Source organism: Pseudoalteromonas sp. G5_S1_14_S5 (assembly GCF_054968605.1).
Map to the genome: position 1 here is coordinate 77,722 of NZ_JBQKUM010000006.1, position 23,912 is coordinate 101,633.

The following is a 23,912-nucleotide window of genomic DNA, read 5'->3' on the forward strand; positions in this document are numbered from 1 at the left end:
TATGGCTTAATATGATGCTGGTTGCTTTTATGTTCGTTTGTCAAACTGCATCTTCGAATTGTCGGTGCGCACTGGATGTTTTATCACTGAAATGACGGTTTGCTCTGAAAAATGCTTCGAATGTAAAAAAACGCAACTTTTTATTGACGTCTAGTGGTAAAAATTGATACACGTAGAGTAAAGCACAAGCAGAGAATTTGATATGCAGCACGTAAGCCACCTAGTAATGACCACAACCATTATTATTACCGACATTAACATTGTTGGGGCAGGCTGCTAAGTAACGGATTTTAAAAAAAAGGCCTGTATCCAACAAGATACAGGCCTTTTTTTGTACCATTTTTATGACTTATGGAGAAAGGGATGCGCGTTTTAAAGTTTGGAGGTTCATCATTAGCTGATGCAGATCGTTTTTTACGAGCGGCTGATATCATCGCTAATAATGCCCAGCAAGAAGAGCTAGCCGTTGTACTATCGGCTCCAGGAAAAACAACCAATAAGTTGGTCGCTGTTATCGAAGCTGCACTGAAAAATGGTGAAGCTGAAGCACAAATTACAGAGATCGAATCTTCATTTAATGCTCTGTTTGCAGAGATCAAAACGGTTGTGCCTTCTATTGATGGTTCAGCGTTTCAAGATCAGGTCGATACTTCTCTTACTCAGTTAAAGCAGTTCGTGAATGGCATCAACCTACTTGGTATGTGTCCGAATCACGTCAATGCTCGCATCATCAGTAAAGGTGAGCGAATCTCTATCCAGTTAATGAAAGCGGTACTGAAAGCGAAAGGCCAACCTGCTAGCCTGATTGACCCTGTTCAATACCTATATGCTAAAGGTGATCACCTAGAAGCTATGGTCGATGTGGATGTCTCTACTCAGAACTTCCAACAGTCTCCACTTCCGAAAGGCCACGTTAACATCATGCCTGGCTTTACTGCTGGCAATGAGAAAGGTGAGCTAGTCACGCTTGGTCGTAATGGCTCTGACTACTCCGCAGCTGTGTTAGCGGCGTGTCTACGTGCTGATTGCTGTGAAATCTGGACTGATGTCGATGGTGTTTACAACTGTGACCCGCGCTTAGTTGATGATGCTCGTCTGCTTAAGTCATTGAGCTACCAAGAAGCGATGGAGCTTTCTTATTTCGGTGCTTCAGTTCTACACCCTAAAACCATCGCGCCTATCGCACAATTCCATATTCCTTGCCTGATCAAAAACAGCTTTAACCCTCAGGGGGCGGGCACACTTATTGGTCAAGACACTGGTGAAGATAACCTAGCGATCAAAGGTATTACGACGCTAAGTGACCTAACAATGGTTAACGTATCTGGCCCAGGCATGAAAGGCATGGTTGGTATGGCGAGCCGTGTATTCGGCGCGATGTCTTCAGCTGGCGTGTCTATTGTCCTTATTACTCAATCGTCTTCTGAGTACAGCATCAGCTTCTGTATCGAATCGGCTGACAAGTTAAAAGCTAAGCAAGTGCTATCAGAGGCGTTTGAACTTGAATTGAAAGATGGCCTTTTAGAGCCAGTTGAGTTCATGGACGACGTTGCTATCGTGACGCTGGTGGGCGATGGCATGCGTACTTCACGTGGCGTTGCTTCTCAGTTCTTCTCTTCTTTAGCTGAAGTGAACGTTAACATTGTAGCGATTGCACAAGGTTCATCTGAGCGCGCTATCTCGGCGGTTATCCCTGAAGACAAAATTTCAGAAGCAATCAAAGCGTGTCACGAGAACCTATTTAACTCTAAGCACTTCCTTGATGTATTCGTTGTTGGTGTTGGCGGTGTTGGTGGTGAACTTGTTGACCAGATCCAACGTCAGCAGGGCAAACTAGCTGAAAAAGGCATCGTGATCCGCGTATGTGGTTTAGCCAACAGCAAAGGCTTATTGCTAGATAGTGAAGGCCTACCATTAGAACAGTGGCGTAATCGCATGTCGAGCGCGACTGAAGAGTTCAGTCTAGCTCGTTTAGCGGCTCTTGTTCAACGTAACCACATCATCAATCCAGTATTGGTTGATTGTACGTCTAGCGAAGATATTGCCGCGCAGTATGCTGACTTCCTAGCAGCAGGCTTCCACGTAGTCACACCGAACAAGAAAGCAAACACAGCAAGCATGTCTTACTACCATCAGCTGCGTGAAGTTGCACGTAACTCACGTCGCAAGCTGATGTACGAGACAACCGTAGGCGCAGGTCTACCAGTAATCGAAAACCTACAGAATCTAATCTCTGCAGGTGATGAGCTTGAGAAATTCAATGGCATTCTGTCTGGTTCTCTTTCTTACATCTTCGGTAAGCTTGATGAAGGCATGACGCTAAGCCAAGCAACTAATATCGCTAAAGACAACGGCTTCACAGAGCCTGACCCACGTGATGATCTATCTGGTATGGATGTGGCGCGTAAGCTGCTTATCCTTGCTCGTGAAGCTGGCATGGCACTTGAGCTTGAAGATGTAGAAGTGGACCAAGCTCTACCACCAGGTTTTGATGATTCAGGTACGGTTGAAGAGTTTATGGCTCGCTTACCTGAAGCGGACGCTTACTTCCAAGAGCAATCAGCTATCGCAGCAGAAGAAGGTAAAGTACTTCGTTATGTTGGTGAGATCGCGGAAGGTAAGTGTAAGGTTCGTATCGCAGCTGTTGATGGCGACGACCCAATGTTCAAGATTAAAGATGGCGAGAACGCGCTAGCATTCTACAGCCGTTACTACCAACCAATCCCACTTGTTCTTCGCGGCTACGGTGCCGGCACTGAAGTAACAGCAGCAGGCGTATTCTCTGATGTGATGCGTACTCTTGGTTGGAAATTAGGAGTTTAGGAATGAGTTCAAGTGATATGGATGTTGTCGTTTATGCTCCTGCATCAATCGGTAATGTCAGTGTAGGCTTTGACGTACTGGGCGCCGCCGTGTCTCCTGTGGATGGCACACTACTGGGTGACCGAGTTTTGGTTAAAGCAGGTGATGAGCCATTCTCACTTAAAACAGCAGGCAGCTTTGTTTCTAAGCTGCCAACTGAAGCGAAGGAAAACATCGTCTACGACTGTTGGGTGGTATTCTCTAGAGAGCTAGATAAAAAAGGCGTTGCGCTTAAGACACTAGAAATGACGCTAGAAAAGAACATGCCTATCGGTTCCGGTTTAGGTTCAAGTGCATGTTCAATCGTAGCGGCGCTTGATGCGCTAAATCGTTTTCATGACCAGCCACTGAATGAAACTGAACTGCTTGCCCTAATGGGTGAAATGGAAGGTAAAATTTCAGGCGGCGTGCACTACGATAACGTAGCACCTTGCTACCTAGGCGGTGTGCAATTGATGCTTGAAGAGCTAGGCATCATTAGCCAAGAAGTGCCATGTTTTGATGACTGGTATTGGGTAATGGCGTATCCGGGCATTAAGGTTTCAACGGCAGAAGCCAGAGAGATCTTACCGTCACAGTACCGTCGCCAAGATATCATTGCGCATGGTCGTCACTTAGCAGGCTTTATCCATGCGTGTCACTCAGGTCAACCTGAACTGGCAGCGAAGATGATCAAAGACGTGATCGCTGAACCATATCGTGAGAAACTGCTTCCAGGGTTTGCAGACGCACGTAAATATGCGTTGTCGGCTGGTGCATTGGCTACTGGTATTTCCGGTAGTGGCCCAACTTTATTTAGCATTTGCAAAGAACAAGATGTCGCCGAACGTGTTGCACGCTGGTTAGAACAAAATTACGTACAAAATGAAGAAGGATTCGTTCACGTTTGTCGCCTAGATAAGCAAGGTTCGATCGTTACAGGAAGTGAGTTATGAAACTGTACAACATCAAAGAAAATGATGAACAGGTCTCTTTTGGCCAAGCCGTTCGTCAAGGCTTAGGTCGTAATCAAGGTCTATTTTTCCCATCTGAACTGCCAAAGTTTGATGATATCGATGCGCTGCTAGCAGAGGGTTTTGTCCCTCGTAGCTCAAAGATTTTGTCGGCACTTATCGGTGATGAACTACCGAAAGAGCAGATCGATCAAATGGTGGATGCAGCGTTCCAATTCCCTGCGCCAATCAAACAAGTAAAAGATGGTGTTTGCGCACTTGAACTTTTCCATGGCCCAACACTGGCGTTTAAAGATTTTGGTGGCCGCTTCATGGCGCAATCTCTAGCGGCAGTTTCAAATGGTGGTCAAATCACAATTTTGACAGCAACATCAGGTGATACTGGTGCAGCAGTTGCACATGCTTTCTACGGCATGGAAGACATCAACGTTGTAATTCTTTACCCGAAAGGCAAGATCAGCCCGCTACAAGAGAAGCTATTCTGTACGCTGGGCAAGAACATCCACACGGTAGCGATTGATGGCGACTTTGACGCTTGTCAGGCGCTAGTAAAAGATGCATTTGATGATGCAGCTCTGCGTGAAGAGATTGGTCTTAACTCAGCAAACTCTATCAACATCAGCCGCCTGATGGCTCAGATCTGTTACTACTTTGAAGCAGCTTCTCAGCTAACCAAAGAGCAGCGTGAAAACCTGGTTGTTTCTGTACCAAGTGGTAACTTCGGTAACCTAACTGCGGGTCTATTAGCGAAAGCGCTTGGCCTGCCAGTGAAGCGTTTCATTGCCGCTACCAATGAAAATGACACAGTTCCACGCTACCTAGAAACCGGTGAATGGGCTCCAAAGCCGACGGTTGCGACAACATCGAACGCGATGGACGTGAGCCAACCAAACAACTGGCCTCGTATCGAAGAGCTTTGCCAATTGAAAGGTTGGGGCTTAGATACTCTGGGTAAAGGAAAAGTATCTGATGAGCAGAGCGCAGAATCAGTACGTGACCTAAAAGCGCAAGGCTACCTGTGTGAACCACATGGTGCTATCGCTTACCGTCTATTGGATGAACAGTTGCAAGAGGGTGAAACAGGCTTGTTCCTATGTACAGCTCACCCTGCTAAGTTCAAAGAAGTGGTCGACGATATCCTAGGTTCAGATATTGAATTACCAGGCCCGTTAGCGAAACATGCTACGATGGAGCTATTGTCTGAAGATTTAGATAACGATTTTGAAGCGCTAAAAGCAGTACTTCGTCGTGTTCAACCTGCGTAACCTGTTATAGATAAAAGCAGTAGATTCTTGGCCATAACAAGAAAGGTGAATGAGCAATCATTCACCTTTTTTATTGCCCGATAGTTTATCAAGTTAACTTTATTTAGGTCATCTCTTAAGGTTAAATGGTTTATCTGGTTAATAGATTTAACCCAAGCTCATCGGAAAGGGATAGTATGAATTTTTTGATTTTCCTTGGCTCTGTACGTGAGAGTACACCGCCAAGACCTGCTCGATTAGGAATGAGAGTCAGTAAGGCGTGTGCAAAACTACTAACGGATAAACACTCTGAGCATACGGTTGAGATTATCGACCCACTGGATTACGACTTTGGCGAGGTGTTTAAACCTGAATTTTCTTACCATCGATCCAAAGTACCTGCACATCTTGCTGAGTTAGCGGAGAAGATTGCCAAAGCTGATGGCTACGTGATGGTAAGCCCAGAGTACAATCATTCAATGAGCCCGGCATTGGCCAATATTCTTAATCATTTTGGTAGCTCGCTATTTTCGTATAAGCCGAGTGCGATTGTGACGTATTCTGCGGGGCAGTGGGGCGGGGCAAGAGCGTCGGTTTCGATGCGTACCTTCTTATCTGAACTCGGTTGTTTGCCGGTTTCTGCGATGATTCATCTACCTAAAGCACAAGAGGTCTTTGATGAAGAGGGGTGTATTGCCCAAGAGTCAGAGCAAGCTCAATGGGATGAATATATGAACCGAACTTTCCATCAGTTGATGTGGTGGGCGCAAGGTGCAGCGTTACAGAGAGATAAGGTGGATCCAACGACGTTAGCAAAAGCCTTCACTAAAGATCCTTCTCAACGAAATGCGCCATAATCAGTGTATAGATAAATGTGAGCAGCATAAAAACGAAAAAAGCTTGGCCATTTCTGAGCAAGCTTTTTAAATCTTTAACACTCTAGTTCTGAGATTATAGGGACTCAGTGAACGTACGTGCGATAACGTCACGTTGCTGTTCAGTTGTTAGAGAGTTGAAACGTACAGCATAACCCGATACACGGATAGTTAGCTGTGGGTAGTTCTCTGGGTGAGCAACTGCGTCTTCTAGTGTTTCACGCTTAAGAACGTTAACGTTCAGGTGTTGACCACCTTCGATACGTGGTGCTTTTTCGATAGCAACTTCACGGCTCTCGTATTCACCTAGGTCTGCAGCTGGGATAACTTGGTCAGCTTCGAAACCAGCAGTAGCTGCAACACAACGAGCTTCATTCTTTTCGCTGTCTAGTAGCCAGATTGAGTTTAGTAGGTCGTCGTTTGCTGCTTTAGTAATTTGAATACCTTGGATCATAACTATCTCCTAGTCCACTGAATGTGGTTTGATTATGGTGTTAACTTTCGATTTTTATTGAGCTGGGTTAATATATACCTAATACCTGTGAGGTTAATGTTGACTTAAGTCAAAAAACAACCAAAAACCATGTTTTTAAAAGGTAACTATTTTGAGGTAAATCAATAAAACCTTTTAAAACAATCTGATTACAAAATATTGTAAAGCATAAAAAATATTTAACGGTTAAATTTGTTGTAAATTTACCACATTTGTTGCGCTTTTATTGAGCGGTAATCGATAGGGCCCTTTATTTATGATGCATTCTGAAAGTGTGAAGTGATTTAATGACAAACAAAATTTCATCGTCAAAACCTGAAACAAATATTAAGTTTATTGGTGCTCATGTGTCGGCCGCTGGTGGTGTTGATCAGGCTCCAATGAGAGCTCGAGAGATAGGTGCTAATGCGTTCGCACTGTTTATTAAAAACCAAAGACAATGGGCAGCAAAGCCGTTAGAAGCCAAAACCATTAGCGCCTTCAAAGCCAACTGTAAGATGTTAGGCTTTTCAGCGGAGCACATTCTTCCTCACGACTCCTACTTGATTAACCTCGGCGCACCAGAAGAAGAAAAGCTAGAGAAATCGCGCGCTGCCTTTATTGACGAAATGGAGCGTTGTAATCAGCTTGGTCTAACGCTACTAAATTTTCATCCTGGGAGTCATTTAAAGAAAATCTCAGAAAGTGAATGCTTGGCTAAGATCGCTGAGTCGATCAACCTCGCTCATCAAGCGGTTCCTGATGTGATTGCGGTGATTGAGAACACTTCAGGTCAAGGCACTAACTTAGGCTGGAAGTTCGAGCATCTCGCTGAGATCATTGATCAGGTGGAAGATAAATCGCGTGTTGGTGTATGTTTGGATACTTGTCATACCTTTACAGCGGGCTATGACCTAAGAACAAAAGAGGCTTGCGAGCACACTTTTGCTGAGTTCGACCGCATCGTAGGTATGCACTATCTCAGAGCAATGCACATCAATGATTCAAAGGCTGAGTTCGCGAGCCGAGTTGATAGACACCATTCTTTAGGAAAAGGTGAAATTGGCTGGGATTGTTTCGAGTATATTGCCTCAGATTCTCGCTTAAATGGTATCCCTCTTATCTTAGAAACGATTGATTCAACGATTTGGAAAGAGGAAATTCAAAAACTTAGAATGTTTCACCGCGCAGCAAAGGTTGAGAATAGCGAAGCGTAATAATAGAGAGGAAAATTAATTTTCTCCGTTTTGTTGAAACTGGCATCTTTTTTTATAGCCATTAAGTGAATATGTAGATCACTGTTTTATAGAGGAGGGTGCCATTATGTATTCTAAAACTCATACCCCAAGAACGTCTTCAACTATCCATGCAGCGCTCCCTTACCTGCGCCAAATCGCCACGTGCATAGCCATGGGCATCATCGTACTCAACAGAAAAGCGGTTAATCGAGATCAACACAACTTGAACTGATTATTATGATTTATCAACGAATGAACCCTACACATCATGTTTATTGATAGCTGTATGAGGTATAACTAGATCCTTATTTAGGACCATTAGCTTATACAGCTATTTTTTGTCCGGCGAAGCCTAGAAACCTTGATGATTGGGAAGTAAAACGATGAGCGTACCAAAGACCTGGGACTCCATTATTAATGACGAACGTGAAAAAGAGTACTTTCAAAGTGTTCTCGCTTATGTCGAACAGCAACGTAATAGTGGGAAAACCATCTACCCACCTCAGGAGCAGGTATTCAGCGCTTTTGATATGACGCCCTTTGAGTCTGTGCGAGTCGTGATCCTAGGGCAAGATCCTTATCACGGAGCTAATCAAGCACACGGTTTAGCTTTCTCTGTATTGCCCGGCGTTAAAATCCCGCCTTCTTTACGCAACATGTACAAAGAACTGGCACAAGATATCGAAGATTTTGAAGCGCCTAACCATGGCTACCTTGAAGCTTGGGCATCACAAGGGGTGTTGATGTTGAATACTGTTTTGACAGTAGAAGAGGCACAAGCACACTCACATGCCAAATGTGGCTGGGAAACCTTTACTGATGCGATCATTGCTGAACTAAACCAGCGCTCTGAGCCGATCATTTTCTTATTATGGGGTGCGCATGCCCAGAAGAAAGGCCAAGCAATTGATACCCAGAAGCACCATGTGTTAGCCGCGCCTCATCCTTCGCCGCTATCAGCACGTCGCGGTTTCTTTGGCTGTCAGCATTTTTCAACGGCCAATAAACTGCTTTCTTCTATGGATCTGCAACCTATCGACTGGCGCCTACCGGCAGAAGTTTAGGTTGGTTATTTTCCGAGCAAGTTCAGGTTATAACTCGGCATCTCTTTATACACTTATAAATAGTAGGTTTAATGGGGTGCAATACTCAACAATAAGTTAGAGCTGCTAAAGCAGGAGCGAGAGATAAACTATAGCCTGATCGCTGAGGTGGTTCATCACCTTAAAGAGACGTCATTTATCGCTATTACCTGAAGCAATATGGTAGTGTTCAAGCGGTTGAAGACCTAGAGCTAGAACATCAGTTGTTATCTGAGAAAACGGCTAACTTTCTCGGCGTTGTCGATATGATTCTCCAAGATGCGGTGGTACCGCAACAGGTGTTTATCGACCAGCTTGAATCCTTTGTGAAAGCGCAACGAAAGCACATGGAGTATGAAGAGAAGCAGCTACTACCAATGATCATCGCAGCATTTACGGTGAAGGATTGGCAAAAAGTTGAATCGCAATGGCTTCAGCCAGAAGATGCTCCTGTGTTTGGAGATACGATTGCTGATCAGTATCGTCAACTTGCTGCTCGCGTGCGACAAAATGAACAAGAGTGTGTTTAGTACCTCGATATTGCTTTCTTCATAGAAGAGGGCCCTCTTTATTAAAGGTATATAAAGTGGTTTTTAGGTTGAAATGTCACTTGATTAAATAAAAAAGGCACCTTCATAGGTGCCTTTTGCTATCTGTTTTCTTATCGTGCTGATTAAAGCTTTATATCGTCAAAGCTGAAATCAAGTCCTAGGTTCATCTCTCGCAGCTCTTTCTCAAGCTGTCTACGGTCATTGATTGCCTCAATTTCACGCCACTTACGCTTGAGTGGTTTAGAGCGTGTTTTCTGAGTTGAGCGTGGCACTTCTAGTTCTGATATTTCATCGAATTGAAAGTTATCCATAAGCCATATCTCCTTCCGTGGGACTCGTTCTTACGAACTATTTAATATCATAATTAGGCTCACAATAACCTTGATTTGTTTCTCATTTGTTTCAAATCCATGAAGGTTTTGTTCTCATTTTTTATGCATGCTCACACATTGTGGTGATTTTTGTGTTCAAAAAGCGAGCAAACAAACCGAAGTAAACGATTAAATTACAGGTTGTTGAATGTTAATTCATTGTGCGAAAGGAATAGCACTTTATCGACAACACATTTAACTGCGTATCACGCTTTATTGGAGAGTCATCTTATCGTCCTAGAAAAAAACGCAGAACTTCACTATACCTTGTAAAACCTAGGCTGGAGTCATTTTTATGGGATGCTGTTCTTGTCGAGGTAGGGCGACTGTGGATGTTGATAGGATGTCCCGATAATGTGACTTTTATTGGGCTGGATTGTTGAAAATTGTGTTAACAAAAGGTGTGATATTAGTGAAATGTCATTTTGATATAAATGAATTTGCATATTGATTTTTAGATCATCTCGCTGCATTATCCGCCCGTCAAAAAATACACCGATATGTAAAATGGATGCATGAAGCGACATTTACAATCTAGATCGCAACAAATAAATATAAAACGAATGCCGATACAACTATTGACACTGGCATTGGTGATCTAGAGGAAAGCTTGGAAGCATGATCGGTGCTTAAACTCAATTACGAGGTTCACGTGACAGACTTAATCAATTTGATGAACGATCTCCTTTGGGGATCTATCTTAGTTTATTTACTGGTTGGTGTGGGTATCTACTTCACCGTACGACTAGGCTTCATTCAATTCCGCCATTTCGGCCACATGTTCTCTGTTCTAAAGAACAGCCGCAAAGCAGACAGTGCTGGTATCTCTTCTTTCCAAGCTCTTTGTACTAGTCTTGCTGCTCGTGTTGGTACGGGTAACATGGCAGGTGTTGCTGTAGCACTTACCGCTGGTGGCCCTGGTGCTATCTTCTGGATGTGGCTAATTGCAATGCTAGGTATGGCAACATCTTTTGCAGAAAGTACGCTAGCACAGCTATACAAAACACGCGATAACGACGGTAACTACCGTGGTGGCCCTGCATACTACATGGAGAAAGGCCTAGGCATGCGTTGGATGGGGGTTCTATTCTCTATCTTCCTAATTATCGCATTCGGTCTTGTATTCAACGCGGTTCAAGCGAATGCAATCGCAAGTGCAATGAATACAGCGTTTGACTTTGAACGCAGCTACACTGGTGTTGGTATCGTAATTATCTCTGCATTCGTTATCTTCGGTGGTATCCGGAAGATCGCACGTACAGCAGAAATCATTGTTCCAATCATGGCATTGGCTTACCTTGCTATTGCGCTGTTCATCATGTTTGCGAACATTGAGAGAGTGCCTGAAGTGATCGCTCTTATCTTCAAGAGCGCATTCGGCCTGCAAGAAGCGGCTGCGGGTGGGCTAGGTTACGCAATTGCACAAGCGATGATTAACGGTATCAAACGTGGTCTATTCTCGAACGAAGCGGGTATGGGTTCTGCGCCAAACGCAGCAGCTTCTGCTACGCCTTACCCACCGCACCCTGCATCACAAGGTTATGTACAAATGCTAGGTGTATTCATGGATACGATCGTTATCTGTTCTGCAACAGTAGCAATCATCCTGATGTCTGGTGAGTATGTACCACACGGTGAAGTAACAGGTATCGAGCTGACTCAACGTGCACTAACAGCACAAGTGGGCTCTTGGGGCGGCATCTTTGTAGCGGTAGCGATTTTCTTCTTCGCTTTCACTTCAATCATTGCAAACTACTCGTACGCTGAAACGAACCTGATTTTCCTAGAGCACAACAACAAGAAAGGCCTAGTGCTATTCCGTATTATTGTTCTGGGTATGGTTATGTTTGGTTCTCTAGCAACGCTACCTACGGTATGGGCACTGGCTGACGTATCGATGGGTCTAATGGCGATTGTTAACTTGGTGGCGATTATCTTGCTGTCAGGTATCGTTATTAAGCTAGCGAAGGACTACAACCGCCAACTTGACGCGGGTAAAGTACCGACATTTGATGCAAATGACTTTCCTGAGCTTAAGTCTCAACTGGAAGATGGTATTTGGGACAACAACAAGAAGTAATCTTGTTGGAGCGATAAAGCGCTCATCCTAAAACGATTGCAAAGGCTAAGGTTTCGACCTTAGCCTTTTTCTTTGCCTGCGTTTTCATTCTCAGCGGCTTTTGGTGATTGAAAGTGGGTGGTTAGAATCATCTATCAAAGTAATAGGAAGAGTCATAAAGACAAGTTGATGTTTTTTCTATACTCTAGCAGCATCCAGTTAGATAACCGATTAGGGTAAAGTTATGTTAGTTGTTGTGTCTCCAGCCAAAACACTTGATTACGAATCACCATTAGCGACAGAACGCTTTAGTCAGCCTGAGTTTGTTGAACACTCTGCTGAACTGATTGAAGAGTGCCGCAAGCTGACACCAGCAGATGTCTCTGCATTGATGAAAGTGAGCGATAAGATCGCAGGGTTGAACGTAGCGCGCTTTGAGCAGTGGAGCGAAACTTTTACCCAAGAGAATGCACGTCAAGCTATCCTGGCCTTCAAAGGTGATGTATACACAGGCCTAGACGCTGAAACTCTGTCGAATGAAGATTTTGACTATGCACAAAATCACTTGCGTATGCTTTCTGGTCTTTACGGCTTACTAAAGCCACTTGATTTGATGCAACCTTACCGTCTAGAGATGGGCACGCGTTTAGCGAATGCTCGTGGTACTAACTTATACCAGTTCTGGGGCAACATCATCACAGATAAGTTGAATGAAGCTTTGAACGCTCAAGGTGACAATGTGTTGATCAATCTAGCATCTAACGAGTACTTCAAAGCGGTAAAACCAAAGAACTTGGATGGCCAAGTGATTACGCCGGTATTCAAAGACTGTAAGAATGGTCAATACAAGGTGATCAGTTTCTACGCGAAAAAGGCGCGTGGCATGATGGCCCGCTACATCATTGAGAACAAAGTAGACTCAATTGAAGCTCTGACTAAATTTGATACTGCGGGTTACTACTTCGTAAAAGAAGAGTCGAACGCGAAAGAGCTAGTCTTCAAGCGTGAAGAGCAAAACTAGACGTTGTTTATTCAAGGTACAAGTTTACGCTAGATACCAACTAGATATAGAAAAGCCCCATGCAGTTCGCTGCATGGGGCTTTTTGTTGAATCATTCAGAAGTTAGCAAGTTAGCAGATTACTTTTTCTTTGCAGCTTTCTTTTTCTTCGCGATTTTTTTCTTCTTCGCGAGCTTCTGCTTCTCTACTGCTTTCTTATCTTCTTTCTTTGGTTTCTTTTTCTTCGTTACAGCGGCTTTCTTGTGCGTTGGGCGCATGCCTTCAACGAAGCGCTCTTTGATTGCTTCTTTGGTGTAACGAGCAACGCGTTCAATCATTAATTGATCGTGCGCTTCGATTAGAGAAACCGCATTACCTTTTTTACCTGCACGAGCGGTACGGCCAATTCGGTGTAGGTAAACATCAGCCGTGCGTGGCATGTCGTAGTTAATTACGTGGCTTACATCTGGAAGGTCGATACCACGAGCCGCTACGTCAGTTGCTAGCAGTACGTTTACAGTGCCATCACGGAAACGAGCAATCGCATTGTTACGACGGTCTTGAGGCATCTCGCCTTGAATCCAAGCACATGGAATCTGAGCGCTCTCTAGTAGTGCGCGCAGGTCACCTAAGCGCTCACGAGTCTTTAAGAAGACGATACTACGCTCAGCTTCTTTAGTAATGATGTGTTTTAGCAGCTCGAGTTTATGCTCTGCTGTGTCTGCACGATGGTACCACTGAGTAATCTTTTTACGTTCACGTAGTGATGATTTTGCATCGATCTCTGCTGGGTTGTTCAGTAGGTCTTCAGTGAAACCTTCAACACCTTTACCTTCTAGCGTTGCTGAGAAAAGTAAAGTTTGCTTACGCCAGCGACACTCTGCAGATAGGCGATCAACAACAGGACCAAAGCCCATGTCTAGCATGCGGTCTGCTTCATCTAGGATCAGCCATTCAATTGCACGACAATCAAAGCGCTCAGCTTCGATGTATTCCATTAGGCGGCCTGGAGTCGCAACAACGATGTCTTGGGTAGTGCCAAGAATGTCTGCGTGCTCTTGGTACATCACACCACCTGTGATGGTGAAGATGTTCAGTGCAGTGTATTTCGCAAGTTCACGAGCTTGGTCAGTGATCTGCATTGCTAGCTCACGCGTTGGCGTCAGGATAAGCATACGAGCAGGGCCCGCTTTCTTACGAGGGAAATCCTGAAGGTACTGCAGTGCTGGCAGTACGAATGATGCTGTTTTACCTGTACCTGTTGGCGCAGATGCCAAAACGTCTCTTCCATCTAACGCTTGTGGGATTGCTTCAGCTTGTATCTGTGTTGGGCGTTCGTAGCCCATTTCGTCAATTGCTTTAAGCAGCTCTTGGTTTAGATCGAGTTCTGCAAAGGTTCTGATCACTGTTGTTTCTCCACAAGCAATAAATGTTTCTGCCTCAAAAAGCAGACGATAAAAAGAGTAGTCGGACATTATAGAAGCATTAGTGATTAGGATCACATGGTATTTGCTACATCTTGAGATAAAAATCTTTGGTAAGTGCGATAAATGCCTCGCTATAACCACCTTGATGATGAATGGTGAGCGATTCACACTGCAAATCTTGCTCGCATTCAGGATCTTTCGATAACTCAAAAAGAATTCGACTTGCGGGTTTCTTGTCTGTGGTTTTGACATCAAGACGCTTGGCTAAGTACCAACCGCACTGTTTAGCAAGCTTGATGAAACCTTCTCCCTCAGGCGTTGGCAATATAAAACTGGCCGTTGCAGTTTCGGTTGTGATCTCGAAACATCGCTTAGCAAGTTGCAGGTGATCCAAGCTATCGGTATGTCTGGCTGTTGCCCTTTGGCTCTGCTGTGACTGCTCTCCTGAGTTGAAGTAGGGTGGGTTGCAGATTATTGAGTCAAACTTTTTCGGAAAGTCGGTGGTGAGTACACTGCTATCATGCAGAGTGATGCGATCTTGCCATGGCGACTGCTCAATATTAATGGTCGCAGCCTCAATCGCGTGTGGTTCAATATCGATCGCGGAGATCGATATGTCAGCAAAGCGCTGCGCGACCATCAAAGCCAAAAGTCCAGTGCCTGTCCCAATATCGAGTACTGATGACTTAGGTGCAAGGCTCACCCACGCGCCAAGTAGTACACCATCGGTACTGACTGGCATACCGCTTTGCCCACCATAAATTGAGAATTGCTTAAAATTGAAGCTTTTAGTCTGCACGATTTTGCCTTTCATGAATGTTCTGAGTGTCGAGATATTTTAAGTGAATAGCACTATTGTTAATAAAATGTGTGAATTGATGTTCTGATTGATGATTTATTGTTGTGGATTGTGGTTAGTTGATAATTATGGCTATTTTTCCATATCCAGTGTAATCGACTGCTTTTGGTCGATATATGCAAATTTATATGGTGTTTTTGTGTGGTGACTTGCAGCTAGCCAAGTGTTTCGTCATTATGCGCGACTATTTTATAGATTGAGTAGCAGCTTTTCGCTGTAATATTCACGTAAGCACAACACAAATTCATAAATATAATTAAGGATTATCTGTGAAACAGAGTCTAAAACTAACAGATATAATGGCATTGGGCTTTATGCTTTTTGCGTTTTTCTTGGGGGCGGGTAACATCATCTTCCCACCTCTAGCTGGCCAATTGGCTGGTGATCATTTTCTTCCAGCGATGTCTGGTTTCCTGCTGACTGCCGTTGGTCTGCCGTTAATCACTATCGTAGCCGTTGCACTGGCGGGTGGTTCTTGGGATCATCTCACTAAAGATCTTCCTAAGAAAGCAGCGATTATCATGGCTGTGTTGATCTTTATTATCATTGGTCCGGCATTTGCTGCACCACGTACCGGCCTTGTTGCTTATGAGATGGCGGTGAAACCGTTCTTCATCGATGCCTCTCAAGCTCACCTAACATTCTTTTCTATCGCATTTTTTGTGGTTGCCATGTTCTTCTCATGGTCTCAAGGTAAGCTAATTGACGTTATCGGCAAGGTTCTAACACCAGCACTTTTCATCGGTTTAGTGGTACTGGCGGTTGCTGTATTTGTTAACCCTCAGGGCGATATTCTTAGTGCTCACGGTGAATACATCACTCAGCCATTAACGAAAGGTTTCCTTGAAGGTTACAACACCATGGATACTTTTGCTTCACTGATGTTTGGTATGCTGATTGTGGACTCTATCCGCAGCAAAGGCATCACTGACCGTGCAGCGACGACTAAGTATCTAATTAGCGCAGGTTGCATTGCAGCGGCGGGTCTAGCATTCGTTTACATTTCTCTGTTCTACCTGGGCGCAACAAGCGCAACAGTAGCAGCGGGTGCTGACAATGGCGGTGTGATACTTAGCCTATACGTTCAATCACTTTTTGGTCCTTCAGGTCAGCTAGTACTTTCTGTTATCGTACTGCTAGCGTGTCTAACAACAGCGATTGGCCTTGTGTCTGCGTGTTCTGAGTACTTCAGTTCACTAACGCCGCTGTCTTACAAGACTTGGGTAATCATCAACGGTGTTGCTTGTGCAACGGTAGCGAACGTTGGTCTTTCTCAGCTTATTTCTCTGTCTGTTCCTGTGTTGTTTACGCTGTACCCAGTAGCAATTGCATTGGTAGCTCTGACCTTCTTGCGTAGCCGTTTCCCTAATCCAAAAGTAGCGTATCGCGTTGTGGTATTAGTGTCACTACTGTTCGCTCTTATCGATGGTGCGAAAGTAGCGGGTGTTGATGTATCAGCACTGAAGATGCTTCCTCTGTTCGAGATCGGCATGGGTTGGTTACTGCCAACTGCTGCAGCAATCATCTGTATGTTCTTTGTTGGTAAGTCAGCAGAGCAAGAGATGGCAGAAGAGACGGTTTAATCTCTGATTGAGATTAGGTAGTTATTCTGGATGACATAGAAAGGCCTCATTACTTCGCAGTAGTGAGGCCTTTTTGTATTCTGTCTGTTTTGAACTGAACAGCTTGTGGAGAGCTTATCTACTTACAGCTTCTCGCTGTACTCAACCAGAACTTGTTCAACCCAGCTCGTGATACGCTCGTCGCTCAGCTCATATTGTGAGTCTTCATCAAGCGCCAAGCCGACGAACTGTGATTGGTCTTCGGTGAGCGCTTTAGACGCTTCGAATTCGTAGCTGTCGTCGTTTGGCCAGAAGCCAACAAATTGAGCTCCGGCAGTTTTTAATTCGTCATGCAGTAGACCCATTGCATCCAAGAACCACTCGCCGTAACCCTCTTGGTCACCTAAGCCAAACAGTGCCACAACCTTACCTTTTACTGGTGTCGTCGCGATATCGTCCCAAAGCTCATTCCAATCTTCTTGGATTTCGCCAAAGTCCCACGTAGAAATACCCAGAAGTAATAGGTCGTAGTCTGCCATTAATGAAAGCGGAGTTTCTTTCACGTTATGGATATCAACTAGGTCTTCACCAATAATGCCGCGAATTTTTTCTGCTGCCATTTCTGTGTAGCAGGTGGTTGAGCCGTAAAATAATCCAATTTTCATAGCAAACGTTCGATTTTAATTTCAGATGGCGAATTCTAACCATAAATCGACTTCGATTGCAGCGATTATCCACTAAAGGTGTAATTTTTATGGTATTCATATTTGCTCTGGCATACTCTCAAAACAGTTTCCAATATTGTGAGTTACACTATGCAGTCGCCTCAAGGGCAGAGCGCAGACCACGGTCTAGTTGAGCAGTTTTTAGATGCTATGTGGATGGAGCGAGGGTTATCAGAGAATACTCTTGTCTCGTACCGTACTGATTTATCCAAGCTACTAACGTGGATGGAACAGAATAATTATCGCCTCGACTTTATTAGTCTCTCTGGGTTACAGGACTACCAAAGCTGGTTGGTTGATGCGGATTTTAAGCAGACTTCCCGTGCACGTATGTTGTCGGCGATTCGTCGTTTGTTCCAATACCTGCATCGTGAGAAAGTCAGAGCCGATGATCCGAGTGCGTTGTTGATCAGCCCTAAGCTGCCACAACGTCTACCAAAAGACCTAAGTGAAGAGCAAGTGGATGCTTTGCTCGATGCTCCCGACCCGAATGACCCGATTGAACTTCGCGATAAGGCGATGCTTGAGTTACTATATGCAACCGGTTTGCGCGTTACGGAGCTGGTTAGTCTAACGATGGAAAACATCAGTCTAAGACAGGGCGTGGTGCGTGTTATTGGTAAAGGCGGTAAAGAGCGCTTGGTGCCAATGGGCGAAAACGCTGTGGATTGGATTGAGAGTTTTATCGATCAAGGACGTCCGCAACTGCTTGGTGAAAACAGCTCAGATGTGGTTTTTCCAAGTAAGCGAGCTAAGCAAATGACCCGTCAGACGTTCTGGTATCGTATTAAGCATTACGCCGTTGTCGCGGGAATTGACACAGAATTGCTGTCCCCGCACGTTTTAAGACACGCTTTTGCTACCCATTTACTGAACTATGGTGCCGATCTTAGGGTCGTACAGATGTTGCTTGGGCATAGTGACTTATCGACAACCCAAATTTATACTCACGTGGCGACCGAAAGGCTGAAACAAATTCATACTCAGCATCACCCACGTGCTTAAATCCATTTATTTTTAAGGTGAACTTAATGAGCGTATTACGCCGTCTTCCTCTATTAGCGCTACCGCTGATGATCACTGCATGTAATGCATCAGAAGCGAAAGTCGAACAAACCACAACAGCTGCAGAGGTTGCTTCAGCTCAAGATATTGATGCCGCAGCGCTAACCAAGCGTTTTGAAAAAATCGGCATCAAGGTCAACAAGATTGTTCCTTCGGATATTGATGGTCTTCTAGAGATTCAAACCAACAGTGGCATTATCTTCTCATCTCCAGCGGGCGATCATTTTCTAGCGGGTACACTTTACTCTCTGGATGAGAACGGCAAATTCAGCGATGTATTGGCAGAGCGTCAAGCGCCTATCAATGCTGAGAAAGTAGCGGCACTGTCTGATACAGTTATCGAATACAAAGCAGACAACGAAAAGTATGTTGTGACTGTGTTTACTGACATCACTTGTGGTTATTGTGTTCGTCTACACAGCCAGATGCAGGGCTACAATGACCTAGGTATCACGGTGCGTTACATGGCATACCCACGTCAAGGTGGTACTGGCCAAGTAGCAGACCAAATGGCAGCTATCTGGGCTTCTGACGATCCAAAAGCCGCAATGCACAATGCTAAGGTAGAGCGTAAGATGCCAGCATCAAGTAAAGTCCTTGAAGAGAAGAAACAGATCATCGCTAAGCAGTACCAACTAGGCCGTGAGCTTGGTATTAATGGTACCCCTGCTATCGTATTGGCAAGCGGTGAGTTGGTGAGTGGTTACTTACCGCCAGCACAGCTGCTTCAGCGTCTAGAGCAGTAGTCTCTAGCAGAGCTGTCACCGTCGTCATCAGTCAATATGGCGACTATATTACTTATTTATTCCCATGTTTTTGATTTAAGGAGTGGCCTGATTGATATCAGGCCCATTTTTATATGATAGAGATTCAACGCCGTCCTGAGGTCGACATTTCCGTTTTGCCTGCTCATTTACCAGATCTGTTAAAACGCATCTATGTGAGCCGCGGAGTCAACAGTGCAGACCAACTTGAGACTGCAGCGAAAGGCTTACACTCCTATCAGAAACTGGACGGCATTGATGCTGCCGTTGAATTGTTGTTTAACGCGATTCAGCACCAAAAGCGCATTATTGTTGTTGGCGACTTTGATGCCGATGGTGCAACCAGCTCTGCGTTGTCGGTACTTGCACTGCGAATGCTTGGCAGTTCAAATGTTGATTACCTCGTACCAAACCGTTTTGAAGATGGCTACGGCCTCAGCCCTGAAGTGGTAGAGCAAGCAATCGAGATTGGGGCGGAAGTGATCATGACGGTTGATAACGGTGTCTCTTCGATTGAAGGGGTACGTTTTGCCAAAGAGAAAGGACTAGAAGTTCTGGTCACAGATCATCACTTACCGGGCAGTGAATTGCCTATGGTTGATGCGATGGTGAACCCGAATCTAGAGAGCTGTGCATTTCCGTCTAAAGCGCTCGCTGGTGTTGGCGTGGCTTTCTACCTGATGATGGCACTTTGTGTTCACATGCGAAAACTAAATTGGTTTGCTGAACGTGGCATGACAGAGCCTAAGTTGATGGAGCTGATTGACCTTGTCGCTTTAGGTACGGTTGCGGACGTGGTGCCACTTGATGAAAACAATCGAATTTTGGTGCATCAAGGCTTGCAACGTATTCGAGCGGGTAAAGCTCGTCCGGGTATTCAAGCCTTGATTGAGATTGCCAATCGAGATGCGAAACGCTTGGTCGCTTCTGATTTTGGTTTTGCATTGGGCCCTCGTATCAATGCCGCAGGTCGACTTGATGACATGTCGTTTGGTGTTGAGCTGCTAATGAGCAACAACATCCACGCTGCACGTCGTATGGCGAGTGAGCTTGATGGTTTGAACCAGACTCGTAAAGAGATCGAAGAGGGCATGAAACAAGAAGCGATGGCTTTCTGTGAGCGCCTTGAGTTTAGTAAAGACGACCTGCCTTCTGGTTTGGCACTATTCCAGCGTGATTGGCACCAAGGTGTGATTGGTATTTTGGCTTCGCGTATCAAAGACAAATACCATCGTCCTGTGATTGCGTTCGCCGATGGTGGAGAAGGGAGCATTAAAGGCTCTTGCCGCTCGATTCCGGGTTTGCACATGCGCGATGCGCTAGACCGTATCGACACTCAAAACCCTGGTTTGATTCTTAAGTTTGGTGGTCACGCAATGGCGGCAGGCTTAACGATCATGGAAAAAGACTTTGAACGCTTTAGTAAACTGTTCAACGATGTAGTGAAACAAGAACTCGGAGAAACGGCACTTAAGGGCATCATCTTGTCTGACGGTGAGTTGTTACCTGAAGAGTTCTCTATGCACACAGCTGAAACGCTGCGCGCGGGTGGTCCTTGGGGACAAGCATTCCCTGAGCCTATCTTTGATGGTGAGTTTAAAGTGTTGCACCAAAAGCTGGTGGGTGAAAAACACCTCAAGTTGATGTTAGAGCCATTATACAAAGGCCACCCAACTAATGTGATGATCGACGGCATCGCTTTCAATGTTGATTTACGTCGCTGGCCAGATGCTTCAGTAAAAACCGTGAATCTTGCCTACAAGCTGGATATTAACGAATTTCGTGGTAACCAGTCATTGCAGTTAATGGTTGACCACATCGAAGCAAAATAGCCGCTTTTCACCGAGATTACGGCTTTTATCGTACTATTCAAATAACAAGCTCGGCGCCGAATTCCGAGCTTGTTTTGCCTCTACCTTATGCCTAAATTGTAATAATTTCTGAGCTTAAAACTTTATATTGTTGTAAGTGACTGAATATTGGTTTGCCCTCTAAAAATTTCTGTATCTCCGTCACACTTTTGAGTACAATTCTCCGGTTAAATTCTACTCATAAATGATGAGCTAAAATGTTTGAAATCAATCCCATAAAAAACCGTCTACAGGATGTGTCTGAGCGCACAAATATCCTGAGGGGGTACCTTTGACTATGACGCAAAGAAAGAGCGTCTAGAAGAAGTAAACGCAGAATTAGAACAACCGGATGTATGGAACGAACCTGAGCGTGCTCAAGCGCTAGGTAAAGAGCGTTCTGCACTGGAAGCGGTAGTAGAAACGATTGACCAACTTGATCAAGGGGTTGAGGATGTTGATGGCCTACTAGAGCTAGCGGTTGAAGAAGAAGATCAAGAAACGTTCGACGAAATTGAACCAGAACTAGCGGATCTTGAAGCTAAGCTAGGTAAACTTGAGTTCCGTCGTATGTTCTCTGGTGAGCATGACGCTTCAGATTGTTATATCGATCTACAGTCGGGTTCTGGTGGTACTGAAGCACAAGACTGGACTTCAATGATGCTACGCATGTACTTGCGTTGGGCGGAAGCGAAGGGCTTCAAAACGGAAGTTATCGAAGTATCTGAAGGTGAAGTTGCTGGTTTGAAAGGTGCAACAGTACGTATCTCTGGTGAGTACGCGTACGGTTGGTTACGAACAGAGACAGGTGTTCATCGTCTAGTTCGTAAATCACCATTTGATTCAAGTGGCCGCCGTCATACATCATTTGCTTCTGCGTTTATCTACCCAGAGATTGATGACAACATTACGATTGATATTAACCCTTCTGACTTACGTATCGACGTATACCGTGCTTCTGGCGCTGGTGGTCAGCACGTAAACACCACTGAGTCTGCGGTACGTATTACTCACGTTCCTACCAACACAGTGGTTCAATGTCAGAATGACCGTTCGCAGCATAAGAACAAAGATCAAGCGATGAAGCAGCTTCGTGCTAAGCTTTTTGAGCTTGAGATTCAAAAACAAAATGCTGAAAAACAAGCGAACGAAGATACCAAATCAGACATCGGTTGGGGCAGCCAAATCCGCTCTTACGTACTGGATGATTCTCGTATCAAAGATTTACGCACTGGCATTGAAAACCGCAATACTCAAGCGGTTCTTGATGGCGACCTAGATAAATTTATCGAAGCTAGCCTGAAATCAGGTTTATAAGCTTTTCACCGACAAAACTATTTTCATAAAGAAAGACAGGATACATCGAAAATGACTGATGCTGTTCAAAACGAAAACGCACAAGAAGGCTCTTTACCTGAAGAGAATAAGCTAATTGCTGAGCGTCGTGCCAAGCTGGATCATATCCGCAAGAGCTGCAAAGCAAACGGCCACCCAAATGACTTCCGTCGTGAGCATCTAGCTGGCGACCTTCAAGCGGAATTCGGTGAAAAGACTAAAGAAGAACTAGAAGAGCTAAACCACGTTGTTGCTATTGCCGGTCGTGTAATGGCTAAGCGTGGTCCATTCCTAGCGATTCAAGAAACGTCTGGCCGTATCCAAGCATACGCAGCAAAAGACGTACAAAAAGTACTTAAAGAGCAGTACCAAGGCCTTGATATCGGTGACATCATCGGTGTTAAAGGTGCACTTCACAAGTCAGGTAAAGGCGACCTTTACGTGAACATGGAAGAGTTTGAACTGCTGACTAAAGCACTTCGCCCTCTACCAGAAAAGTTCCACGGTCTAACTGACCAAGAAATGCGTTACCGTCAGCGTTACGTTGACCTAATCGTGAACGAAGACTCTCGCAACGCATTCATCGTACGTTCTAAGCTAGTTTCTTCAATCCGTAACTTCATGAGCTCAAAAGGCTACCTAGAAGTTGAAACGCCAATGATGCACGTGATCCCTGGTGGTGCAACAGCACGTCCATTCATCACACACCACAATGCACTAGACATCGACATGTACCTACGTGTTGCTCCTGAGCTTTACCTGAAGCGTCTAGTAGTGGGTGGTTTTGACCGTGTATTCGAGATCAACCGTAACTTCCGTAACGAAGGTCTATCGCCACGTCACAACCCAGAATTTACAATGATGGAATTCTACCAAGCGTACTCTGACTACAAAGACCTGATGGATCTAACAGAAGAGATGCTAAGCACTGCGGCTATGGACGTTCTTGGTTCAACTTCGATGCCTTACGGTGACGAGACAGTAGAGTTTGGTGGTAAGTACGCTCGCATGAGCATGTTTGAAGCAATCAAACACTACAACCCTGAGCACGCTGAGATCCAAGCGCTAACAGAAGAAGACCTACAAGACCGTGAGAAGATGGTAGCAATCGCGAAATCTGTACACGTTGAAGTAGAGACATTCTGGACATGTGGTCAGCTTCTAGAAGAGATCTTTGGTGAAACGGCTGAGCCTCAGCTAATTCAACCAACGTTCATCACTGGTTACCCAGCGGACATCTCTCCTCTAGCTCGTCGTAGCGATGACAACCCGTTCTTCACAGACCGTTTTGAGTTCTTCATCGGTGGCCGTGAAGTAGCAAACGGCTTCTCTGAGCTTAACGATGCAGAAGACCAAGACGAGCGGTTCAAAGCGCAAGTTAACGCGAAAGACGCAGGCGATGATGAAGCAATGTACTACGACGCAGACTACATCACAGCACTTGAGCACGGCTTACCGCCAACAGCAGGTCAAGGTATCGGTATCGACCGTCTAGCAATGCTATTTACAAACACGCACACAATCCGTGACGTGATCTTGTTCCCGGCAATGCGCCCACAAGCGTAATTATCGCTTAAGGGTTACCGCAACCCAATCCAATAAAAAGCCACCTTCGGGTG

General features: G+C 44.9%; 21 protein-coding genes and 1 other annotated feature. Of the genes, 16 read left to right on the plus strand and 5 right to left on the minus strand.

Annotated elements, in window-relative coordinates:
• Positions 1-215 precede the first annotated feature (215 nt).
• Positions 216-334 (plus strand) — a sequence feature (Thr leader region).
• 29 nt (positions 335-363) lie between these two features.
• The 4 genes from thrA to ACTRWI_RS03345 all read left to right on the plus strand — a co-directional run bounded on the left by thrA (position 364) and on the right by ACTRWI_RS03345 (position 5,916).
• A complete protein-coding gene (thrA, locus tag ACTRWI_RS03330; protein WP_499129357.1) occupies positions 364-2,823 on the plus strand; it encodes a bifunctional aspartate kinase/homoserine dehydrogenase I in 2,460 nt (819 codons plus the stop codon).
• A gap of 17 nt (positions 2,824-2,840) precedes the next feature.
• Positions 2,841-3,797 carry a homoserine kinase gene (gene thrB / locus ACTRWI_RS03335; protein WP_499129380.1) on the plus strand — a complete coding sequence of 319 codons (957 nt, stop codon included), beginning with the start codon at positions 2,841-2,843 and terminating at the stop codon, positions 3,795-3,797.
• Positions 3,794-5,080 carry a threonine synthase gene (gene thrC, locus ACTRWI_RS03340; RefSeq protein ID WP_499129358.1) on the plus strand — a complete coding sequence of 429 codons (1,287 nt, stop codon included), beginning with the start codon at positions 3,794-3,796 and terminating at the stop codon, positions 5,078-5,080. Before thrB ends, thrC begins: the two co-directional genes overlap by 4 nt.
• A gap of 176 nt (positions 5,081-5,256) precedes the next feature.
• Complete coding sequence (locus ACTRWI_RS03345; protein WP_499129359.1) at positions 5,257-5,916, plus strand: NADPH-dependent FMN reductase; 660 nt, start codon at positions 5,257-5,259, stop codon at positions 5,914-5,916.
• A 94-nt stretch (positions 5,917-6,010) separates the two neighbouring features.
• Here ACTRWI_RS03345 and grcA read toward each other — a convergent pair whose 3' ends face one another.
• The gene (gene grcA / locus ACTRWI_RS03350) at positions 6,011-6,388 is read right to left on the minus strand and encodes an autonomous glycyl radical cofactor GrcA (RefSeq protein ID WP_499129360.1); all 378 of its coding nucleotides are present in this window, start codon (positions 6,386-6,388) and stop codon (positions 6,011-6,013) included.
• A 326-nt stretch (positions 6,389-6,714) separates the two neighbouring features.
• On the opposite strand from grcA, the gene nfo reads away from it, so the two are divergent.
• The 4 genes from nfo to ACTRWI_RS03370 all read left to right on the plus strand — a co-directional run bounded on the left by nfo (position 6,715) and on the right by ACTRWI_RS03370 (position 9,256).
• The gene (gene nfo, locus ACTRWI_RS03355) at positions 6,715-7,623 is read left to right on the plus strand and encodes a deoxyribonuclease IV (RefSeq protein ID WP_499129361.1); all 909 of its coding nucleotides are present in this window, start codon (positions 6,715-6,717) and stop codon (positions 7,621-7,623) included.
• 106 nt (positions 7,624-7,729) lie between these two features.
• Positions 7,730-7,876, plus strand: coding sequence for a hypothetical protein (locus ACTRWI_RS03360; protein WP_499129362.1), 147 nt, complete (start codon positions 7,730-7,732; stop codon positions 7,874-7,876).
• Positions 7,877-8,027: 151 nt separating this feature from the next.
• Positions 8,028-8,708, plus strand: coding sequence for a uracil-DNA glycosylase (ung, locus tag ACTRWI_RS03365; RefSeq protein WP_499129363.1), 681 nt, complete (start codon positions 8,028-8,030; stop codon positions 8,706-8,708).
• Positions 8,709-8,992: 284 nt separating this feature from the next.
• Complete coding sequence (locus ACTRWI_RS03370) at positions 8,993-9,256, plus strand: hemerythrin domain-containing protein (RefSeq protein ID WP_499129364.1); 264 nt, start codon at positions 8,993-8,995, stop codon at positions 9,254-9,256.
• Between the two features lie 143 nt (positions 9,257-9,399).
• Here the strand turns inward: ACTRWI_RS03370 and ACTRWI_RS03375 are convergent, their stop codons facing one another.
• Positions 9,400-9,588: a DUF3545 family protein gene (locus ACTRWI_RS03375; RefSeq protein ID WP_499129365.1), complete on the minus strand. Its 189-nt coding sequence runs from the start codon at positions 9,586-9,588 to the stop codon at positions 9,400-9,402.
• A gap of 712 nt (positions 9,589-10,300) precedes the next feature.
• Between ACTRWI_RS03375 and ACTRWI_RS03380 the strand changes: the two genes are divergently transcribed.
• Both ACTRWI_RS03380 and yaaA read left to right on the plus strand, forming a co-directional pair.
• A complete protein-coding gene (locus ACTRWI_RS03380; protein ID WP_063523518.1) occupies positions 10,301-11,728 on the plus strand; it encodes an alanine/glycine:cation symporter family protein in 1,428 nt (475 codons plus the stop codon).
• 223 nt (positions 11,729-11,951) lie between these two features.
• Positions 11,952-12,728 (plus strand): peroxide stress protein YaaA, encoded by a 777-nt coding sequence (yaaA, locus tag ACTRWI_RS03385; RefSeq protein WP_499129366.1) that lies wholly within the window; start codon positions 11,952-11,954, stop codon positions 12,726-12,728.
• A gap of 118 nt (positions 12,729-12,846) precedes the next feature.
• Here the strand turns inward: yaaA and srmB are convergent, their stop codons facing one another.
• Together srmB and ACTRWI_RS03395 are read right to left on the minus strand one after the other, a co-directional pair.
• On the minus strand, positions 12,847-14,112 hold the full coding sequence (gene srmB, locus ACTRWI_RS03390) for an ATP-dependent RNA helicase SrmB (protein WP_128161970.1): 1,266 nt from the start codon (positions 14,110-14,112) through the stop codon (positions 12,847-12,849).
• A 106-nt stretch (positions 14,113-14,218) separates the two neighbouring features.
• Positions 14,219-14,947, minus strand: coding sequence for a tRNA1(Val) (adenine(37)-N6)-methyltransferase (locus ACTRWI_RS03395; RefSeq protein WP_499129367.1), 729 nt, complete (start codon positions 14,945-14,947; stop codon positions 14,219-14,221).
• Positions 14,948-15,261: 314 nt separating this feature from the next.
• On the opposite strand from ACTRWI_RS03395, the gene brnQ reads away from it, so the two are divergent.
• Complete coding sequence (gene brnQ, locus ACTRWI_RS03400) at positions 15,262-16,575, plus strand: branched-chain amino acid transport system II carrier protein (protein WP_499129368.1); 1,314 nt, start codon at positions 15,262-15,264, stop codon at positions 16,573-16,575.
• 122 nt (positions 16,576-16,697) lie between these two features.
• Here brnQ and fldB read toward each other — a convergent pair whose 3' ends face one another.
• Positions 16,698-17,219: a flavodoxin FldB gene (fldB, locus tag ACTRWI_RS03405; protein ID WP_499129369.1), complete on the minus strand. Its 522-nt coding sequence runs from the start codon at positions 17,217-17,219 to the stop codon at positions 16,698-16,700.
• Between the two features lie 150 nt (positions 17,220-17,369).
• Here fldB and xerD point away from each other — a divergent pair, with 150 nt between their 5' ends.
• From xerD to lysS, 5 genes are all read left to right on the plus strand, one after another.
• On the plus strand, positions 17,370-18,284 hold the full coding sequence (xerD, locus tag ACTRWI_RS03410) for a site-specific tyrosine recombinase XerD (protein WP_499129370.1): 915 nt from the start codon (positions 17,370-17,372) through the stop codon (positions 18,282-18,284).
• 26 nt (positions 18,285-18,310) lie between these two features.
• Positions 18,311-19,090, plus strand: a complete 780-nt coding sequence (locus tag ACTRWI_RS03415) for a thioredoxin fold domain-containing protein (protein ID WP_499129371.1) — start codon at positions 18,311-18,313, stop codon at positions 19,088-19,090.
• A 113-nt stretch (positions 19,091-19,203) separates the two neighbouring features.
• On the plus strand, positions 19,204-20,940 hold the full coding sequence (gene recJ, locus ACTRWI_RS03420; protein WP_499129372.1) for a single-stranded-DNA-specific exonuclease RecJ: 1,737 nt from the start codon (positions 19,204-19,206) through the stop codon (positions 20,938-20,940).
• Positions 20,941-21,176: 236 nt separating this feature from the next.
• A protein-coding gene (gene prfB, locus ACTRWI_RS03425; protein ID WP_499129373.1) for a peptide chain release factor 2 occupies positions 21,177-22,275 on the plus strand; the annotation gives its coding sequence in 2 pieces (ribosomal slippage) (positions 21,177-21,251 and positions 21,253-22,275; 1,098 coding nt in all).
• Between the two features lie 51 nt (positions 22,276-22,326).
• On the plus strand, positions 22,327-23,859 hold the full coding sequence (lysS, locus tag ACTRWI_RS03430; RefSeq protein WP_063523367.1) for a lysine--tRNA ligase: 1,533 nt from the start codon (positions 22,327-22,329) through the stop codon (positions 23,857-23,859).
• The last annotated feature ends 53 nt before the right edge of the window (positions 23,860-23,912 follow it).

What these genes read in the sequence shown, in the direction of transcription:
- thrA (WP_499129357.1), top strand. Translation starts at nt 364, where the DNA reads ATGCGCGTTTTAAAGTTTGGAGGTTCATCATTAGCTGATGCAGATCGT.
- thrB (WP_499129380.1), top strand. Translation starts at nt 2,841, where the DNA reads ATGGATGTTGTCGTTTATGCTCCTGCATCAATCGGTAATGTCAGTGTA.
- thrC (WP_499129358.1), top strand. Translation starts at nt 3,794, where the DNA reads ATGAAACTGTACAACATCAAAGAAAATGATGAACAGGTCTCTTTTGGC.
- ACTRWI_RS03345 (WP_499129359.1), top strand. Translation starts at nt 5,257, where the DNA reads ATGAATTTTTTGATTTTCCTTGGCTCTGTACGTGAGAGTACACCGCCA.
- grcA (WP_499129360.1), bottom strand. Translation starts at nt 6,388, where the DNA reads ATGATCCAAGGTATTCAAATTACTAAAGCAGCAAACGACGACCTACTA.
- nfo (WP_499129361.1), top strand. Translation starts at nt 6,715, where the DNA reads ATGACAAACAAAATTTCATCGTCAAAACCTGAAACAAATATTAAGTTT.
- ACTRWI_RS03360 (WP_499129362.1), top strand. Translation starts at nt 7,730, where the DNA reads ATGTATTCTAAAACTCATACCCCAAGAACGTCTTCAACTATCCATGCA.
- ung (WP_499129363.1), top strand. Translation starts at nt 8,028, where the DNA reads ATGAGCGTACCAAAGACCTGGGACTCCATTATTAATGACGAACGTGAA.
- ACTRWI_RS03370 (WP_499129364.1), top strand. Translation starts at nt 8,993, where the DNA reads ATGATTCTCCAAGATGCGGTGGTACCGCAACAGGTGTTTATCGACCAG.
- ACTRWI_RS03375 (WP_499129365.1), bottom strand. Translation starts at nt 9,588, where the DNA reads ATGGATAACTTTCAATTCGATGAAATATCAGAACTAGAAGTGCCACGC.
- yaaA (WP_499129366.1), top strand. Translation starts at nt 11,952, where the DNA reads ATGTTAGTTGTTGTGTCTCCAGCCAAAACACTTGATTACGAATCACCA.
- ACTRWI_RS03395 (WP_499129367.1), bottom strand. Translation starts at nt 14,947, where the DNA reads ATGAAAGGCAAAATCGTGCAGACTAAAAGCTTCAATTTTAAGCAATTC.
- fldB (WP_499129369.1), bottom strand. Translation starts at nt 17,219, where the DNA reads ATGAAAATTGGATTATTTTACGGCTCAACCACCTGCTACACAGAAATG.
- xerD (WP_499129370.1), top strand. Translation starts at nt 17,370, where the DNA reads ATGCAGTCGCCTCAAGGGCAGAGCGCAGACCACGGTCTAGTTGAGCAG.
- ACTRWI_RS03415 (WP_499129371.1), top strand. Translation starts at nt 18,311, where the DNA reads ATGAGCGTATTACGCCGTCTTCCTCTATTAGCGCTACCGCTGATGATC.
- recJ (WP_499129372.1), top strand. Translation starts at nt 19,204, where the DNA reads ATGATAGAGATTCAACGCCGTCCTGAGGTCGACATTTCCGTTTTGCCT.
- lysS (WP_063523367.1), top strand. Translation starts at nt 22,327, where the DNA reads ATGACTGATGCTGTTCAAAACGAAAACGCACAAGAAGGCTCTTTACCT.